Here is a 16790-nt window from a genome sequence, read left to right on the forward strand (position 1 = left end):
CCCGTGCGAGGGGCCGGGGCCTTCCTACGCGGCGCGGCCCTGCTCGACCGGCAGTCCGGCCAGGCGCCATTCGAGCATGCCGTCCTGCAGGCGGGACGCGGTCCTGCCGGAGGCCCGCAGGAGGGCCACGGCCTCGTAGGCGAACACGCAATAGGCACCCCGGCAGTAGGCCACCACCTCGACGTCGGCCGGCAGTTCCCCGAGCCGGTCGCGGAGTTCGTCCAGGGGCATCGAGACCGCTCCGGGGATGTGCGCGGCCGAATACTCCTCGGCCGGGCGCACGTCCACCACCGTCACCTCCCCGGTCGCCCATCGGCTGAGCAGCTCCTCGCGGCCCACCGCCCGGGCGCCCTCGGGTCCCTCGCTGTCCGGGCCCAGGTACTCGACGCGGGCACGTTCCACACCGGCGGTCCGCTCCCCCGCCACGGCGCGCAACCGCTCGTACAGGGCGGCCACGTCCTGGCCTGCGAGTCCGTAGTGGATGCGGGTGCCCTCCCGCCGCGTGGTGACCAGTCCGGCCTGCCTCAGGACCTGCAGGTGGGCGGAGGCGGTGCTCAGCCCCAGCCCGGCCGCGGTCGCCAGGTGTTCCACGCTGCGCTCGCCCTGGGCCAGCAGGTCCAGCAGTTCCAGCCGCCGGCCGTTCGCCAGTGCCTTGCCCACGCGCGCCAGCTCGTCGAACAGCGCGGACTTCTTCACGCGGTCACCCATCTAGTCCTCCAATGATCTATGGAATACTGTAGTCCATCTATTCCACGTTTTGCCCGAATAGTGCCCCGGCCGGTCGGCCGCGGCCTCCCCGACCCTTCCGAGGATCCCCATGTCCCGCGCTCCCTCTCCCCCCGCCACCGTGCGGCTCGGCCTGCGAGAGAATGCCGCCCAGTTCGCCCTGCTCGTGGCGGTCAACGCCCTCGTGGGCGGCATGGTGGGCCAGCAGCAGACGGTACTGCCCCTGCTCGCTGAGGCCGAGTTCGGCCTGTCCGGCTACACGTTCATCTTCGCCTACGTGGCCGCCTTCGGCCTGAGCAAGGCCGCCGCCAACTGGTTCGCCGGCACGCTCTCGGACCGCTACGGGCGCAAGCCCGTCCTGCTGGGCGGCTGGCTCCTGGCGGTGCCCGTCCCACTGCTGCTGATCTGGGCACCGGACTGGTGGTGGATCGTCGCGGCCAACGTGCTGCTCGGCATCAGCCAGGGACTGACCTGGTCGACCACCGTGGTGATGAAGATCGATCTCGTGGGACCTGAACGGCGGGGCCTGGCGATGGGACTGAACGAGGCGGCCGGTTACGGTGCCGTGGCCGTGACCTCGCTGCTCGCCGGGTGGCTCGCCGGGACCGTCGGACTGCGCCCGGCCCCGTTCCTGCTGGGCCTGGCCTACGCGGCCCTCGCCCTGGTCCTGACGGGATTCTTCGTCCGGGAGACCCGTGGCCACGCCTACCTCGAGGCGGCGGGGCACGCCCCGCATTCCCACGGTCACCACGATCACCTGCACGGTTCGCTGACCGACCGGCAGATCGCGATGCAGACGAGCCTGCTGGACCCGGCCCTGTCCTCGGCCAGCCAGGCCGGGCTCGTCAACAATCTCAATTTCGGCCTGTCCTGGGGCGTGTTCCCCCTGCTGTTCGCCGGCTCGGGCCTGCCGCTGGCGCAGGTCGGGGTGCTGATGGCCCTGTATCCCGGGGTGTGGGGGGCGGGCCAGCTCGTCACGGGCGCCCTGTCCGACCGGATCGGGCGCAAGCACCTCATCACCGCCGGGATGGCCGTGCAGTCCATAGCCCTGGGGGTCGTCGCCCTGGGCTCCGGGTTCACCGGCTGGGCCGCGGGCTCCGTGCTGCTGGGACTGGGGACGGCGATGGTCTACCCGACCCTGCTGGCCGCCGTCGGGGACGTGGCCCACCCCGTCTGGCGGGGGCGCGCGGTGGGGGTGTACCGGGTCTGGCGGGACCTTGGCTACGCGGTGGGCGCCGTGGGAGGCGGGCTCGTGGCCGACCTGCTGGACCTGCGGGCGGCCGTGTGGGTGGCCATGGCGATCAGCGCCACCTCGGCGCTGGGCGTGGCCCTGCGCATGTACGAGACGCACCCTCGGCGCTGAGCCTGCCGACGACCGACGGGGCCCGGCCCGTCAGGCCGGACCCCGTCAAGGTCGGTATCACCGCGGCGAGAACGCCTCCCCCGGCGAACGGATCGTCAGGCCAGGGCAGGCTCCGCGTCCGCGGTGTTCTCGGCGAAGCCCAGCTCGTCCAGGGAGGCGCCGTTGGCCACGGCCTCCAGGACCTCGGTGGCCTCGTCCTCGGTGATCTCCAGGGCCAGGGCGACCTCGGCCACGAGGGGGGCCTGGGCGTTGCGGAACATGTCCTTCTCCGCCATGGACAGGCCCTTGGTGTCGCGGCGGCGGCCCAGGTCGCGCACCACCTCGGCGATCTGCTCGAGCAGGCCGGAGGCCACCTTCTCCTGGTTGGCCTTCATGCGGCGGGACCACTGCTTCTCCTCGACGCCGGTGGGCTCCTGGACGACCTCGAGCAGCCTGCGCAGGTGGGCGCGGTCGTAGACCTCGCGCACGCCGATCTCCTCCACCCTCGCCTCCGGGATGGAGACCACGAGGTTGTTGCTCCGGATCGTCAGCTCGATGTAGGTCACCTCCGCGCCCTTCACGGTGCGCTGGAAGGTGTTGGTGATGGTCGCCGGACCGTGGTGGGGATGAACAACGAGCTTGCCGGGGATCAACTGCATGTACACGTCTCTTTCCTTCAGGGCGAAGGCCACTCCTCCGGAGTCCGGTCCCACCCTCGGGCCGGACGCGTTCCGTGAGATTGGCTGTCCTCCATTTTCGCACATCTGCGAGACATGTGCGCCCAGATGCCCTAGGCTTCTCCCCTTCGCATCACGGCAGGTCACGGGGCGGACGTCGGTCACCCTTCCTGGGCACGCAGGAACTCGAAGACCTCCACCTCGTCCACTCCGGGGAACGCCCCGGAGGGCATCGCCGCGAGCAGGTGGGCGTTGGCGCGGGCGGCCGGCCAGGCGTGCCCGCCCCACTCGGCCTCCAGGTCCGGTGAGGGCAGCCGGCAGCAGGAGGGGTCCGGGCAGCGGGAGACGGAGCGGGCGGTGGTCTCCTTGCCGCGGAACCAGCGGGCCACGTCGAAGGGCACCCCGATGGACAACGAGTAGAACCCGGAGGAGTGGCCCTCCACCACGGCGGTGCACCAGTAGGTGCCGGCCGGGGTGTCCGTGTACTGGTTGAAGGCACGGAACCGGTCGCCCACGCCGAAGACCTCCCGCGAGGTCCAGTTCCGGCAGACCTGCTGGCCCTCGATCGCGCCGGTGTGATCGGCGGGGAAGGAGACGCCGTCGTTCTCGTAGGCCTTGTGGATGATCCCGGACTCGTGCACCTTCTGGAAGTGGCAGGTGATGCCCAGGTGCTCGGTGGCCAGGTTGGTGAACCGGTGGGCGGCGGACTCGTAGGAGACGCCGAAGGCATCCCGGACGTCCTCGATGGCCAGGTCCTTCTCCGCCTTGGCGTTCTTGAGGAACTTCACCGTCTCCTTCTGCGGCATCATCAGTGCCGCGGCGAAGTAGTTGGTGTAGACCCGCTGGCGCAGGTAGTCCGAGTAGTCCACGGGCTCGCCGTGGCCGAGCACGTAGGCGCCGATGGCCTGCAGGAGCACCGAGCGCTGGTCGTGGTCCGGGTTCCGCGCGCGGGAGAGGTAGAACCGCCGGTTCTTCAGGTCCGTCACCGAGCGGGTGGAGTGCGGCAGGTTGGACACGGAGCGAACGGAGAAGCCCAGGTGCTCGGCCAGGTCGGCCGCGGCATGGTGGCTCAGCGGTCCCCCGGAGTGCCCGACGGCGTCCAGCAACTGCTGCGCCTGGCGCTCCAGTTCGGGGTAGTGGTTGTTGCGCTCCTTCATCTCCTGGCGCAGCTCGGAGTTGGCCCGGCGCGCCTCCTCCGGGGTGGCGGCCTGCTCCTCCATCCGCCGGTTCAGCTCGGCCTCCAGGCCGGCGATGACCTCGAGGACCTCGGTGGGGGTGCGCGGGGAGATCTTGATCTGCGGCAGCCCCAGGCTCGCGTAGTGCTCGGTGCGCTGGGCCTTCTCGACCGCGATCTCCAGGGCCGCCCGCCGGCTCGGCGCCTCCGTGGCCAGCAGGTCCTCCACGGAGCTCCCGTGGAGGGCGGCCAGCCGGGAGAGCAGGGTCAGCCGGGGCTCGCGCTTGCCGTTCTCGATCAGGGACAGGTGCGAGCCGGTGGCCCCCACCGCCTCCGCCGCCTGGTCGAGGGTCAGCCCGGCCTCCTTGCGCAGGTGCCGCAGGCGGCGGCCGAGGACGACGGGATCGAGTTCGTCGGCCGGCAGCCCCGCGCGCGAGGTGTCATCAGTGGGGGCCGGTGTGGTGATCGCCATCACGTCATCCTAGTCAATTTCCGGGATCCTGTCGCGGAGAGGATACGGTATTCGCCCTCGGCCGGCCCAACGATGCGTTTATTGACTCTCGGGCCCCGGCCCCTCTGCGGCAAGGGCCTGGAGCTCCCGGGAGAAGAACTCCAGGGCCGTCCGGGTCTTCGTCCGCTGCTCACCGCTGAGCGGGATCCCCTTGCGCTCCAGGAAGGCGCGCGTGTCCAGCGCGACGTTGAGGGCGTCCGCGGGCGGGCACTTCGTCGACAGTTCCACGACGCGGGTCCCGTCCGGGTAGGTCCACATCTCGGCGACGAACTTCTGGGGAGTGCCCTCCGGGCGGAGGCTCAGCTTGAGCACCAGGATCGGCCCCAGGACGGACAGGTCCTCCAGTGTCACCCCCTCCGGGGCGTGCTCGAGGAAGAAGGCACGCTGGTCCTTGTCCAGGATCTTGCGCAGCGGTTTCCTGCCGGAGACCACCGCGGCCACGTCCGGCGAGGTCAGCCGCTGCTTGAGCGCGGCCGAACACACGTAGCCCCCGGGCATCGCATCCACTTCGACGACCAGGTTGGGCGAGGCGCGCAGTTCGGCGCTCAGGGCGGACGGCACGACCGGCCGGAGCTTGACCACCGAGTCGTCGCGGTCCCGGACCCGACGGGCCCGCACGACCACCCCGGCGGCGTCCAGGCGCAGATCCGGGGTGTCGAAGAAGAAGACCTGGCGGATCTGCGCGTCGAGGGGGTCGACGCCGAGGGCGGCGGCCGCGGAGCGGTACGACCGTTCGGGCACGGTCAGCTTCAGCTCGACACTGTCGGACTCCCGCGCCAGTTGCAGCACCTTGACGAGGTCGTCGCTGAGCAGGCGGGGTGCTGGTGTCGTCATGTCGGCTCCTTCGGGCTGGCACCCGGCCGCAGGCCGGCCCGCGGGGAGGCGGGGACCCCCCGCCCACGGGATGGTCGAGACCCATCCAACGCCCCCGGGCCCGCCCGGGCATCACCCCAGGGGGGTGATCATGTCAGATCCACCGCGCCAGGCGCGGATACACCCTGCGGGCGTTGCCCTCCTGGATCCGCGCCAGGGTCTGCGCGTCCAGGCCCGCGGCCTCGACGTAGCGTCGCGTGTCGTCGAAGTAGTGTCCCGTGCACGGATCGATGTCCCGCACGGCCCCGACCGTCTCCGAGGCGAACAGCACGTTCTCGGCCGGCACCACCTCCAGCAGCAGGTCGATGCCGGCCTGGTGGTACACGCACGTGTCGAAGTAGACGTTCCCCAGCAGGTGCTCCGTGAGCTCCGGCTTGCCCAACGCCATGGCCAGCCCGCGGAACCGCCCCCAGTGGAACGGCACGGCGCCGCCGCCGTGCGGGATCACCAGGCGCAGCCCGGGGAACCGGGAGAACAGGTCGCCCTGGATCAGTTGCATGACCGCCGTGGTGTCGGCGTTGAGGTAGTGCGCGCCGGTGGTGTGGAAGGCGGGGTTCACGGACGTGGAGACGTGCACCATCGCCGGCACGTCCAGTTCGATCATCCGCTCGTAGACGGGGAACCAGTACTCGTCGGTCAACGGCGGTGAGGTCCAGTGCCCACCGGAGGGGTCCGGGTTGAGGTTGACCGCCACGGCGCCGAGGTCCTCGACGGCTCGGGTCATCTCCTCCAGGACCGTCTCCGTGGGCACTCCGGGAGACTGCGGGAGCATGGCCGCGGGCGCGAAGCGACCGGGGAAGAGCCGTGCCACCCGGGCGCACAGGTCGTTGCAGATTCGCGCCCACGCCCGGGAGGTCTCGACGTCCCCCACGTGATGGGCCATGAAGGACGCGCGCGGGGAGAAGACGGTGAGGTCGATGCCGCGCTCGTCCATGAGCCGCAGCTGGTTCTTCTCGATGGTCTCGCGGATCTCGTCATCGGAGATCACCGGTCCCATCGGGTCCGGTTCCGGCCCCCCGGACAGCGCGGCGACCTGCTGGTCACGCCAGTGCTGCAGCGGTGCGGGCGCCGTCGTGTAGTGCCCGTGGACGTCGATGATCATCAGTGGGCCCGTCCTTCCAGGGCGGCGCGGTCGATCTCCTCCTGGTTCGCCACGAAGGGTGTTCCGTGGGTGTGGAAGGTGGCCACGGTCTTCATGCCCCAGGCCTGGCCCTTGGCGCGTTCGGCCTCGGACCACTCCACGACCGGCCAGTCGGGGTCCAGGATGAGGCGGGCCTGGGCGTTGGCGAACTCGATGCGGTTGCCGCCCGGTTCCCACACGTAGAGGAAGAAGGTCTGGTTGATGGCGTGCTTGTAGGGTCCGTACTCGATGTAGATGCCGTTCTCGAGGCAGATGTCCGCTGCCTTGAGGATGTCCTCGCGGCTGTCCGGAGCGAAGGCGAAGTGGTGGAAGCGGCCTCGCTCACCGGTCCAGTCGGCGGAGTACACGACGTCGTAGGACTTCTGGTGGAAGCGGAACCACCGGGCCCCGTAGCCGCCGTCGTCCAGTGCCACGCGCTCGGACTCCCGGGACATCATCACGTCACTCCAGAACTCCCCGCAGGCGGTGACGTCGCTGGCGAGGTAGTTGATGTGGTCCAGACGGCGGACGTTGATGCCGCGGCCGGGGTAGGCGGCGGCCTGGTTCTTCAGCGCCGGGCGGTCCTCGTCGTCCGGCACGTAGTGCTCGGTCTCGTGGTACAGGGCCATCAGGTGTCCGTCGGGGTCCTCGAACTCGTAGGAGGGGCCCACGCCGACCTCGGGGTCGCGCCAGCCGTGGCCCAGCCCGGCCTTCTCGATCGCGGCGACGCGCCGCTGCAGGGCGTCCTCGCTGGTCGTGCGGTAGAGCGTGCGTCCCACGCCGTTGGTGTCCGAGGCCGTCAGCTTGAGCGAGTACCGCTGGTATTCGTCCCAGCAGCGCAGGTAGGCAGAGTCACCGATGCGCTCGACCTCGCGCATCGCCAGCAGGTCGCGGAAGAAGTGGAGGCTCTCCTCGAATTTCGGGGTGAAGAGCTCCACGGCACCCATGTGGGCCAGGTCGAAGTTCTCGGGATGTGCCATGGTGGGGTCCTTTCAGAGGCGGGGCCGGGGGAAGACCCGGCCGTCGAAGATCTTGCGGGCGGTCCGGATGGAGGTGCTGGTGGCGCGCCACGTCCCCTCGTCGTCACGGGTCACGCTGACCCGGGCGGGGAACACGCCGGAGGGGTGCTCGATGAGGTCCGGGCCGTCGTCGGGCAGCAGGGCGAGTTCGGAACCGACCGCACCGGGCAGGCGGATCCCGGCGGCGACGGACGCGGCCATCAGCACGCCGATGGCCGCGTGGACCCGGTGCGGGATGAAGGCCCGGGTGGAGATGGCCCCGCCGGCGCGGGGGGCGGAGAGCAGGAACATCTTCGGGACGGTCTGCCCCGTCACGTCGCCCAGTCCCATGAGCGGTCCCGCCTGCCGGCGGATGCCCTCGAGGGCCTCCACCAGCTCGGGACGGGACTCGAGGTCCTCGGGAGTCTCCTCGCCGGTGACGCCGAATTCCGAGGCGCGGAGCAGCACGACCGGCATGCCGTTGGAGACGAGGGTGGCCTCGTGGCCGTCGATCGTGTCGGTGACGTTGCCGGTGGGCAGGAGCGAGCGCTCCGGTCCCGACCCGACGTCCAGGTCGATCCGGCCGGCGGTGCCGGGCACGCCGTCGATGCCCACGTCGCCGTCATAGTCGACCCGGCCGTCCGGGGTGGCGAACGTCGCCGTCGCGACATCGTCCGTGTTGAGCATGCGGATCCGGAGCGAGGTCGTGGACGCCTCGGCGTCGACGAGGCCTCGTTCGACCGCGAACGGGCCGACGCCGGCCAGCAGGTTCCCGCAGGTCTGCGTGGTGCCGACGACCGCCTCGTCGACGCCGAGCTGGAGGAACAGGTAGTCGACGTCGATGCCGGCCATCTCCGAGCGGGAGACGATCGCGGCCTTGCTCGTCAGCGGGTGCGCCCCGCCGATCCCGTCGACCTGGCGGGGGTCCGGGGTGCCCATGATCCGCAGCAGCAGTGCATCACGCTCACGCGGGTCGTCCGGCAGGTCCTCGGCGAGGAAGAAGGCGCCCTTGCTGGTGCCGCCGCGGATCAGCATGCACGGGACGCCGTCGAGGACGGGATCACCGGCCACGGCGGTACTCGGCCTGGGTGGTGTACTCGACGCCGAGCTCGGACAGGAGGGAACGCAGTCCCTTGCGGTCCAGGCTCAGCTCGGTGCCGGCGGCGTAGGCCGCACGGTCGGCCTCTTCCTTGGCCGCACGTGCCTCGGCGGCGGTGAGGGCCTCGGTGGCGCGGTCCTGCGGGACCACGACGACGCCGTCGTCGTCCGCGATGACCACGTCACCGGGCTCGACCCGCACCCCCTCGACGATGACCGGCACGTTCACCGACCCTCCCGTGGCCTTGACGGTGCCCTGCGAGAACACCGCTGCGGCCCAGACGGGGAAGTCCATGTCCCGCAGGTCCTGGGTGTCCCGGACGCCGGTCGTGGTGACGAGGCCGCGCACGCCGCGGGCCTTGAGCGCCGTGGCGAAGAGGTCGCCGAAGGCACCGTCGACCGAGGGCGAGGTGGTGGTGACCACCAGGACGTCACCGGGCCGCACCTGCTCGACGGCCGCGTGGATCATGAGGTTGTCACCGGGCTGGCCGACGACGGTCACGGCGGTTCCCGCGATGCGCACGCCCTGCTGGATCGGCCGCAGCGACGGCCCCGCCAGGCCGGTGCGGCCCATCGCCTCATGGACGGTGGCCACCCCGTGCCGGGCCAGGGCGTCGACCACTGCCCCCTCCGCGCGCGAGATGTCCGTGACGACGACGCCACCCATGTCTCCCCCTGTGTGTCGACTGGTCTAGAGCACCATTCGGCCTGCTGGCCGGCCTCTTTCCGCTGGAGCGGCGGCACGGCGCCCAGACCCATTAGGTCATGCGCCGGACCACATTGTCAACAATCTTTCAAACAATATTCAGACGACGGGGCACCCGGAGGGCGGGGAGGCACCAACGCATCCTCCCGCCCCCCACAAGGTCCCCCATCCTCGGCCGGCACGATCCGGCTACCCCTGGCAGTCGAAGCTGTCCGCGGACTCGGAGTCCCCGGCGGCGTAGGTCGCCACGGCCGGGTAGGCGCACAACGGCCGGGAGCGGTCCGTGGACCAGTCCGCCGGCAACTGGGTGTTCGCCGGGTTCACCCAGGCCTCCAGGCGGTCCGGTCGATCACCTTCCTCCACCCAGTCGACCAGGGCCGCCAGCGAGTCGTGCCGGTCGGTGGCCGGCCCGCCCTGGGTATGGCCCATGCCGGGCACCTGGAAGTACTGGACGAAGTCCGAGGCGTCCCCGCCGTGATGCTCGTCCAGGCCCCGGTACCAGGCCGTGGTGTCCTCCATCGAGAACACCCCGTCCGAGGCGCCGTGGAGGACCATCATCTTCCCGCCACTGGCCCGTAGCTCCTCGAACGCCAGGTCGGTCGGCGTCATGAACTCCATGGCGCTCTCCGCATAGGCCCCCTCGGTGGCGTGGATCCGCTCGTTGGCGTCATCGATGTCCAGGTCCAGGACGAAGTCCCGCAGCGCGTTCAGGGCGGGGGCGTAGGGCAGGGTGGAGAAGATGTACCCCACCGCCACGGAGTCCCGGGAGATCGGGGAGGTGAACTTCCAGTCGGCCCAGCCGGTCTGCACCAACCCCGGGTCGTAGGGGAAGGAGGAGTAGATGTCCTCTCCCCCGCTGGTGGTGGCCCCGGCGAAGACCTCGGTCACGACGGCCTTCTGCTCCGCGCTCAAGCACGTGCCGTCACAGTCGGTCTCACAGGTGGGCACGTGCTCGGCGACCGAGAAGGACTCCTGGCAGTCGTCGCTGGACTGGACCAGGCCGTCGTCGAGGCCGTCCAGGCCGTCACACTGGGCGAGGATGGCCTCGGCCACCACCTGCCGCTCGGCGACCGTCAACGCCGAGGACAGGTCCTCGGAGGTGGCGACCGTGTTCCACCGCTGAGCACCCCAGAGCTGGGCGACGGCGGCCTGGGGCAGGTTGAAGCCCGGGGCCACAGCCAGGAAGCCGTCGTACTCGTCCGTGTACCGGGAGGCGGCGACCATGGTGTGCCGGCCGCCGTTGGACGATCCGGCGACGTAGGAGTGGTGCGGCGCAGTGCCGTAGGCCTCGGTCACGAGCGCCTTGGCCATGGGGGTCAGCGTGCCGACGGCCTGGTAGCCGTAGTCCAGCCTCGCCTGCGGGTCGAGGCCGAAGGTCGGGTTCTGCGCGCCGGTGTGGCCGGCGTCGGAACTGAGGACCGCCATGCCCATCTGCAGGCCGCTGTCGCTGCCGCCGGCGCGGCCGTACGCCGTCGCCACGGACCCGTCCAGGCCGCCGTTGCCCTGGTAGAGGAACCGGCCGCTCCAGTGCATGGGCAGGCGCATCTCGAAGCCGATCGCGTAGGTCTCACCGTCGACCTCGCTGACCCGCTCGTTCATCCGCCCGGTGACGAGGCAGTGCTTGCCGATGCGCTCCCCCCGGTGGGTGAGTACACCGGGCTGGACGATCTCCGCCGAGGTGATCTGCGTGGAGGCGAAGTCGAACTCCGCAAGCGCCTCACACGTCGGCCTGGTCAGCGGAGGGGCCGACCGCTGGGGTGAGCTCGCGACCGACGGCCGCTCCTGCTGGCCGGGAATCCCCGCACCCGCGGCCGGCACCACGGCGGAGCCGAGGAGCAACCCGGTCGCGGCCAGGACGCCAAGGGCGGCCCGGAGGGCCCGCCGGGTACCCGCACCGGACCCGTCGGGCGGGAGCGTCGTCGATCGCTGCGATGGTCGCCTGAAGTAATGCATATCACCCTCCGTGCCCGCCGGGCCCGCGATCACCCCGATCGCCTGGAAGGCCCTGTTCACGGGGCCGGCGGATCGCGGCCCGTGAACTGGATCCTAAGATTAATTGTTGCGAACAACAACGATTGAGCTGCGAAAACCGAGTCCACCATGACCACCACACGCCGCGCCGCCCCCGCACTGGGCACCACCCACGGCGAACAGCAAGGGTGCCCGTCCCACGAGAGGACGGGCACCCTTGGCACCACACGGAGTGGTCGTCAGAGACTCGGCAGCGGCAGTGCCCCCGCCGGTCACATGTCCGCCAGCAGCCCCACCGGGTTCTCGAAGCAGTCGGCCACGAACCGGAGGAAGCCGCCGGCCTCTCCCCCGTCGCAGACGCGGTGGTCGAACACCAGGGACAGCTGCATCACCTTGCGCACGGCCAGCTGGCCGTCCACGACCCACGGCCGGTCGATGATCCGCCCCATCCCGAGGATCGCGACCTCGGGATAATTGATGATCGCCGCGGAACCGTCCGTGCCGAAGATGCCGTAGTTGTTGATGGTGAACGTCCCGCCGGACAGTTCCTGCGGCGTGCCCCTGCCGGAGCGGGCCAGTTCGGTCACCCGGCGCAGCTCGGCCTGCAACTGCCGTGCGCTCATGCGGTGGGCGCCGCGGATGGAGGGCACCACGAGCCCGCGGTCGGACTGCACCGCGACGCCGAGGTTGATCCCGTCGAAGGACACGATCCGGTGCCCGCCCTCGCCGTCCTCCTCGAACCGCCGGGCCAGCGCCGGGTACTTGGCCAGACCCGCGAGCGCGAACCGGGAGGCGAACGCCAGCACGCCGGGGACCTGCTCGTCCCCGTGCGCCTTCATCGCGGCGCGCAGGTCCATCAGCGGGGTGACGTCCACGTCCACCCACACGGTCGCCTCGGGGATCTCCCGGCGCGAGCGGGACATCGCCGCCGCGGTCGCCTTGCGCACCCCGGACACCTTCTCGACGCCGGACACGCCCAGTCCCGTGCGTGCGTCCAGCTCGGCGGCCGGGGCCGCGGCACCGACCGGCACCTCCGGTCCGGCGGACGCCGTCATCGCGGCCTCACCGGTCGGCGGTGCGGCGGGAACGCCCTCGCTCGCCGGGGCGGTCCCGACGGCGGCCATCACGTCCGCGCGCATCACCAGTCCACCGGGGCCCGAACCGCGCACGGCGGACAGGTCCACCGCATGGTCGCGGGCCAGCTTCCGCACCAGCGGGTTGACCACGCGCGGGGCGTGGCGCTGGCCGTCGTCGTGGCGCCCTGCCGGGGCAACCGGTGCACTTGCCCCTCGCTCACCGGCAGGGGCCTGTTCTGCGGCCTGGGCGAACACGGCGTGCGTGGACGGCCCGTCCTCCCTCGCGCCGGCCGGGCCCTGGGTCGCGTGTACGGCGGTGGCGGTCGCCGGCCCGCCGCCCGTTCCCTTCCGGCGCCGGGTCCGGCCCCTGGCCGCACCCCCGGGGGTGCCGTACCCGATCAGCACGTTGCCGGAGCCGCCATCGTCCTCGGCATCGGGGCCGCCCTCATCCGCGGCGACCACGCCGGCCTCGGCCGCCGCCTCCGGGTGCGCACCGGCCCGCTCCTCCTCGGTGTAGGACTGGGCTCCCTCCACGGGGACGGTCCCGGCCCAGTCGGCGTCAGTCGGGGCGGCCGCCGATCCGGCGGATCCGGGACCGGTGGCAGGAGCGCCCGGCCCGGTCCCGTCCTCCACGGACACCAGGGGTCTGCCCACGTCCAGCGTGGTGCCGGCCTCGGCGTGCAGCGTGGTGACGATGCCGCCGAAGGGGCTGGGCACCTCCACGAGCGACTTGGCCGTCTCCACCTCGACGATCGGCTGGTCCACGGCCACCCGGTCCCCGGCGGAGACGAGCCAGCGGATGATGTCGGCCTCGGTCAGGCCCTCTCCCAGGTCCGGGAGCAGGAACGTGCGGACAGTCATCTCAGTCCTCCCATTGCAGGTCGTCGACGGCGTCGAGGATGCGGTCCACCCCGGGCAGGAAGTGGTGCTCCAGCTTCGGCGCCGGGTAGGGGATGTCGAAGCCGGTCACCCGCAGGACGGGTGCGGCCAGTGAGTGGAAGCAGCGCTCCTGGACCCGGGCGGCGATCTCGGAGGCCACGGACGCGAAGCCGGACTCCTCGGAGATCACGATCGCCCGTCCGGTCCTGCGGACGGACTCGGACACGGTGGCGTCGTCGAACGGCACGATCGTGCGCACGTCCACCACCTCGAGCGAGCGCCCCTCCTCCGCCGCCGCGGCGGCCGCGGCCAGGGCGGTGGGCACGGAGGGACCGTAGGCGATCAGCGTGGCGTCGGTACCGGTGCGCGCGACGGCGGCCCCGCCGGACTCCACGGCCGCCCGCGGACCGGCGACGTCCGCGGCCCCGGACTCGTACTGCTCGCGCAGCGCGTCCAGGTCCACCCGGTCCTTGGAGAAGTACAGCTTCTTGGGCTCCATGAAGACGATCGGGTCATCGGAGTCGATGGCCGCGCGCAGCAGCAGGTAGGCGTCGGTCACGGTGGCCGGGGTGACGACCTTCAGCCCCGGGGTGTGCGCGTAGTACGCCTCGGAGGAGTCGCAGTGGTGCTCCACGCCGCCGATGCCCCCGGCGTACGGGATGCGGATGACGATCGGCATGGGCAGGGCCCCGCGGGTGCGGTTGGACATCTTGGCGATGTGCGAGGCGATCTGTTCGAACGCCGGGTAGGCGAAGGCGTCGAACTGCATCTCGATGACCGGGCGCATCCCGTTGATCGCCATCCCCACGCTCATCCCGGCGATCCCGGACTCGGCCAGCGGGGTGTCGAAGCAGCGGTCCGCGCCGAACCGGGCGGCCAGCCCGTCGGTGATGCGGAAGACCCCGCCGAGGGTGCCCACGTCCTCCCCGAAGACCACGACGCCGGCATCGGCCGACAGCGCATCGGCCAGGGCCGCGTTGAGGGCCTTGGCCATCGTGACCGGCCCGGCCGGGACCGGGGCGGCCGGGGACTCCGGCCGGGGCTGCGGGACGCCGGCGCCACCGGCCCGGGTGGTGGACTCCCGGGCGGCGTCCACGGCGACCGTGATCTCGCCGGTGTCCGGTCCGGTCTGGGCGCTGCCGGGCCGGGGGCCGGCGTCGGTGTTCTGGGTGGTGCTCATGATGCCTCCTCGCGGGAGAGTTCCTCGGCCAGCATCGCGGACTGCTCGGCCAGCTGGGGAGTGGGGACGGAATAGACGTGGGCGAACAGGTCCTGGGGGTCCGGGGTGCTCTCGCGGTTCATGCCCTCGCGCAGGGCGGTGGCGATGTCCTCGGCCTCCTGCTCGTAGCGGGACTGCAGCTCCTCGGTGAGCAGCCCGCGGTCGGTGAGGTAGGTGCGCATCCGCTTCACCGGATCCTTCGCCAGCCACTCCTGGACCTCGGCGTCCTCGCGGTAGCGGGTGGCGTCGTCGGCGTTGGTGTGCGCCTGGATCCGGTAGGTGTGGGCCTCCACCAGCAGCGGCCCGGCGCCGCCGCGGACCAGCCGGACACCGCGTTCGAGCACGGCCAGCAGGGCCACGAGGTCGTTGCCGTCCACCCGCTCGCCGGCCATGCCGTAACCCACCGCCTTGTGGGCCAGTGACGGGGCAACGGTCTGGCGGGCCAGCGGCACCGAGATGGCGTACTGGTTGTTCTGCACGAAGAAGATCACCGGCAGGTGGAAGACCGCGGCGAAGTTCAGCGCCTCGTGGAAGTCGCCCTCACTCGTGGCGCCATCCCCGCACAGGGCCACGACCACGGTGTCCTCCCCGCGCAACCGCGCGGCGTGCGCCACCCCGACGGCATGCAGCAGCTGGGTGGTCAGCGGCGTTGACTGGATGCCGACCTTGTGCTGCCGCGGGTCGAAGCCGCCGTGCCAGTCCCCGCGGAAGATCGTCATGGCCTCCACCGGGTCCACGCCGCGGGAGATCACGGCCACGGTGTCCCGGTAGGTGGGGAACAGCCAGTCCCCCTCCCCCAGGCAGGCGGCGGCGGCCACCTGGCAGGCCTCCTGGCCGTGGCTGGAGGGGTAGACCGCCATCCGGCCCTGGCGCACGAGCGCGGAGTTCTGGTCATTGATGCGCCGGCCGGCCACGAGGCGACGGTAGGCCTCGAGCAGGTCCTCATCGGCGGGGACCGGATAGTCATGGCCCGGCTCGGCGCCCTGCTCCTCGGTGGACAGGACCGTGCCGTCCTGGTCCACGATCCGGATCAGGTGGCGGGCCGGGAGCATGTAGTCCTCCGGCGTGATGCCGAAGCTGCGGGCAGCCTCGGCGATGTCGGTGCGGACGTCGTCGCTCATCGTTCCTCCTGGACGTTTCCCCGCCGGCGGGAGGCACATGCCTGTGCCCCAGCTCACGGCGGTAGTCACTTTGTACCCACCAGTGTGGAGGGAGTCGATGCTTCGTCGCCGCAATCCCGGCTGATCGTGGACAGATTGTCCAGACATGCATACTCTGGTGGATGCTTCGGGCTGCCGCCCGGGGTCCACGGAGCCGACGCTCCACGCTGACCGAGGAGGGACGATGGACAAGGTGCCAGCCCGGATCGACTCCGTGGACGAGCGCATCCTGGCCGAGCTGACGCGGGACGGCCGCCAGTCCGTGACCGCGCTCGCCCAGAAGGTCCACATCTCCCGAGCGCACGCCTACGCCCGGATCAACCGGCTGCAGGAGGAGGGCGTCATCACGCGCTACAGCGCCGTGGTGGACCCCGTCCGGGCCGGACTGCGCTCCTCCGCCTACGTCACGCTCAAGCTGCGCCAGCACGGCTGGCGGGAGGTGAAGGAGGCACTGTCCCGGATCCCGGAGGTGCACCACGTCAGCCTGGTCGGAGGCAACTTCGACGTCCTGCTGCTGGTCCGCGCGCGGGACAACCTGGACCTGCGCCGCGTGGTCTTCGACAACATCCAGCCGCTGCCGGCCGTGCTGGACACCACGACCTTCGTGATCTTCGAGGACATGGACACCCGCTGACCCTCAGTACCCTGTCCCCTGTATCACAGACCCGGGTGAAGTTGGCGACAAAACCCCGGGCCACCGCCGGAACAGACTGTTTGCAACTGTAATCTCGGGGTATGAAGTCGCCCGAAGCCCCTCGCCCGTCAGCAGCCCGGCGCGCCCCCCGGCGCGGCCGCCTGTCCATCAGCACCGCCCCTCCCGGGGCGCTGGGCGAGGACATCCTGCTGGCACGGCACGGAGACCGGATCGACCACTTCCGTCAGGACACCGACGGCGACCTGACCGTCGCGGTCCTGGACGACGGTGGCACGGACACCGCCCCCAACCGTCTCCACGGCGGCGCCGTGCACCTCAGCCCCGCGGACCGCACCCGGTTGCGCCTGGCCGAGCTGTCCTCGGACCGGCACGCGGCGACCCGGCGGGAGTTCAGGCTCCTGGCCAGGATCTCGATCGCGTGGCTCATCCTCTCCGTCGCCGCCTTCGCCCTCATGATGTGGGGCATGACCACGGTCCTGGAACCCGCCGACCTGGAGCTGATGATGTCCGGGTCCCTGGGGAGCACGCACGGACCCGCCGCCCCGTGACCCGGTCTCGGCTCGGGCCCTCCTGCCGTCGGCCGGGCCGGCCCCCGCTGGTGCCCG

The 16790-nt window shown here is 71.3% G+C and carries 15 protein-coding genes; 3 read left to right on the forward strand and 12 right to left on the reverse strand.

The features are described 5' to 3' along the window. Positions 1-24 precede the first annotated feature (24 nt). A complete protein-coding gene (locus tag GGQ69_RS14550; RefSeq protein ID WP_183529839.1) occupies positions 25-708 on the reverse strand; it encodes a metalloregulator ArsR/SmtB family transcription factor in 684 nt (227 codons plus the stop codon). Between the two features lie 109 nt (positions 709-817). Here GGQ69_RS14550 and GGQ69_RS14555 point away from each other — a divergent pair, with 109 nt between their 5' ends. Further along, on the forward strand, positions 818-2089 hold the full coding sequence (locus GGQ69_RS14555; RefSeq protein ID WP_183529841.1) for an MFS transporter: 1272 nt from the start codon (positions 818-820) through the stop codon (positions 2087-2089). A 95-nt stretch (positions 2090-2184) separates the two neighbouring features. Here the strand turns inward: GGQ69_RS14555 and GGQ69_RS14560 are convergent, their stop codons facing one another. The 11 genes from GGQ69_RS14560 to GGQ69_RS14610 all read right to left on the reverse strand — a co-directional run bounded on the left by GGQ69_RS14560 (position 2185) and on the right by GGQ69_RS14610 (position 15491). Further along, positions 2185-2727 (reverse strand): CarD family transcriptional regulator, encoded by a 543-nt coding sequence (locus GGQ69_RS14560; protein WP_221243858.1) that lies wholly within the window; start codon positions 2725-2727, stop codon positions 2185-2187. A 179-nt stretch (positions 2728-2906) separates the two neighbouring features. Then, positions 2907-4391: a helix-turn-helix transcriptional regulator gene (locus tag GGQ69_RS14565; RefSeq protein ID WP_183529845.1), complete on the reverse strand. Its 1485-nt coding sequence runs from the start codon at positions 4389-4391 to the stop codon at positions 2907-2909. Positions 4392-4469: 78 nt separating this feature from the next. After that, complete coding sequence (locus tag GGQ69_RS14570) at positions 4470-5264, reverse strand: adenylate cyclase (protein ID WP_183529847.1); 795 nt, start codon at positions 5262-5264, stop codon at positions 4470-4472. 133 nt (positions 5265-5397) lie between these two features. Continuing rightward, a complete protein-coding gene (locus tag GGQ69_RS14575) occupies positions 5398-6405 on the reverse strand; it encodes an amidohydrolase family protein (protein ID WP_183529849.1) in 1008 nt (335 codons plus the stop codon). Beyond that, a complete protein-coding gene (locus tag GGQ69_RS14580; protein ID WP_183529851.1) occupies positions 6405-7403 on the reverse strand; it encodes a VOC family protein in 999 nt (332 codons plus the stop codon). Before GGQ69_RS14580 ends, GGQ69_RS14575 begins: the two co-directional genes overlap by 1 nt. A 12-nt stretch (positions 7404-7415) precedes the next feature. Then, on the reverse strand, positions 7416-8492 hold the full coding sequence (locus tag GGQ69_RS14585; protein WP_370577201.1) for a PrpF domain-containing protein: 1077 nt from the start codon (positions 8490-8492) through the stop codon (positions 7416-7418). Further along, complete coding sequence (locus GGQ69_RS14590) at positions 8482-9186, reverse strand: 4-carboxy-4-hydroxy-2-oxoadipate aldolase/oxaloacetate decarboxylase (protein ID WP_183529853.1); 705 nt, start codon at positions 9184-9186, stop codon at positions 8482-8484. Before GGQ69_RS14590 ends, GGQ69_RS14585 begins: the two co-directional genes overlap by 11 nt. Positions 9187-9414: 228 nt before the next feature. Then, positions 9415-11178, reverse strand: a complete 1764-nt coding sequence (locus GGQ69_RS14595) for a tannase/feruloyl esterase family alpha/beta hydrolase (protein ID WP_183529855.1) — start codon at positions 11176-11178, stop codon at positions 9415-9417. Between the two features lie 290 nt (positions 11179-11468). Continuing rightward, positions 11469-13133, reverse strand: a complete 1665-nt coding sequence (locus GGQ69_RS14600) for a dihydrolipoamide acetyltransferase family protein (protein WP_183529857.1) — start codon at positions 13131-13133, stop codon at positions 11469-11471. A 1-nt stretch (position 13134) separates the two neighbouring features. Then, the gene (locus GGQ69_RS14605) at positions 13135-14145 is read right to left on the reverse strand and encodes an alpha-ketoacid dehydrogenase subunit beta (protein ID WP_255459783.1); all 1011 of its coding nucleotides are present in this window, start codon (positions 14143-14145) and stop codon (positions 13135-13137) included. Positions 14146-14327: 182 nt separating this feature from the next. Beyond that, complete coding sequence (locus GGQ69_RS14610; RefSeq protein WP_183529860.1) at positions 14328-15491, reverse strand: thiamine pyrophosphate-dependent dehydrogenase E1 component subunit alpha; 1164 nt, start codon at positions 15489-15491, stop codon at positions 14328-14330. 223 nt (positions 15492-15714) lie between these two features. Between GGQ69_RS14610 and GGQ69_RS14615 the strand changes: the two genes are divergently transcribed. Then, on the forward strand, positions 15715-16164 hold the full coding sequence (locus tag GGQ69_RS14615; protein ID WP_183529862.1) for an Lrp/AsnC family transcriptional regulator: 450 nt from the start codon (positions 15715-15717) through the stop codon (positions 16162-16164). 101 nt (positions 16165-16265) lie between these two features. Further along, the gene (locus tag GGQ69_RS14620; RefSeq protein ID WP_183529864.1) at positions 16266-16733 is read left to right on the forward strand and encodes a hypothetical protein; all 468 of its coding nucleotides are present in this window, start codon (positions 16266-16268) and stop codon (positions 16731-16733) included. Positions 16734-16790 lie beyond the last annotated feature (57 nt).

It is taken from the genome of Micrococcus sp. TA1 (assembly GCF_014199555.1).
In the GTDB taxonomy this organism is placed as follows: domain Bacteria; phylum Actinomycetota; class Actinomycetes; order Actinomycetales; family Micrococcaceae; genus Citricoccus.

Excerpts from the sequence above, each read along its gene's own strand:
- GGQ69_RS14605 (WP_255459783.1), bottom strand. The coding sequence starts at position 14,145 with ATGGCCAAGGCCCTCAACGCGGCCCTGGCCGATGCGCTGTCGGCCGAT.
- GGQ69_RS14615 (WP_183529862.1), top strand. The coding sequence starts at position 15,715 with ATGGACAAGGTGCCAGCCCGGATCGACTCCGTGGACGAGCGCATCCTG.
- GGQ69_RS14580 (WP_183529851.1), bottom strand. The coding sequence starts at position 7,403 with ATGGCACATCCCGAGAACTTCGACCTGGCCCACATGGGTGCCGTGGAG.
- GGQ69_RS14575 (WP_183529849.1), bottom strand. The coding sequence starts at position 6,405 with ATGATCATCGACGTCCACGGGCACTACACGACGGCGCCCGCACCGCTG.
- GGQ69_RS14550 (WP_183529839.1), bottom strand. The coding sequence starts at position 708 with ATGGGTGACCGCGTGAAGAAGTCCGCGCTGTTCGACGAGCTGGCGCGC.
- GGQ69_RS14610 (WP_183529860.1), bottom strand. The coding sequence starts at position 15,491 with ATGAGCGACGACGTCCGCACCGACATCGCCGAGGCTGCCCGCAGCTTC.
- GGQ69_RS14620 (WP_183529864.1), top strand. The coding sequence starts at position 16,266 with ATGAAGTCGCCCGAAGCCCCTCGCCCGTCAGCAGCCCGGCGCGCCCCC.
- GGQ69_RS14570 (WP_183529847.1), bottom strand. The coding sequence starts at position 5,264 with ATGACGACACCAGCACCCCGCCTGCTCAGCGACGACCTCGTCAAGGTG.
- GGQ69_RS14600 (WP_183529857.1), bottom strand. The coding sequence starts at position 13,133 with ATGACTGTCCGCACGTTCCTGCTCCCGGACCTGGGAGAGGGCCTGACC.
- GGQ69_RS14555 (WP_183529841.1), top strand. The coding sequence starts at position 818 with ATGTCCCGCGCTCCCTCTCCCCCCGCCACCGTGCGGCTCGGCCTGCGA.
- GGQ69_RS14590 (WP_183529853.1), bottom strand. The coding sequence starts at position 9,186 with ATGGGTGGCGTCGTCGTCACGGACATCTCGCGCGCGGAGGGGGCAGTG.
- GGQ69_RS14565 (WP_183529845.1), bottom strand. The coding sequence starts at position 4,391 with ATGGCGATCACCACACCGGCCCCCACTGATGACACCTCGCGCGCGGGG.
- GGQ69_RS14560 (WP_221243858.1), bottom strand. The coding sequence starts at position 2,727 with ATGCAGTTGATCCCCGGCAAGCTCGTTGTTCATCCCCACCACGGTCCG.
- GGQ69_RS14595 (WP_183529855.1), bottom strand. The coding sequence starts at position 11,178 with ATGCATTACTTCAGGCGACCATCGCAGCGATCGACGACGCTCCCGCCC.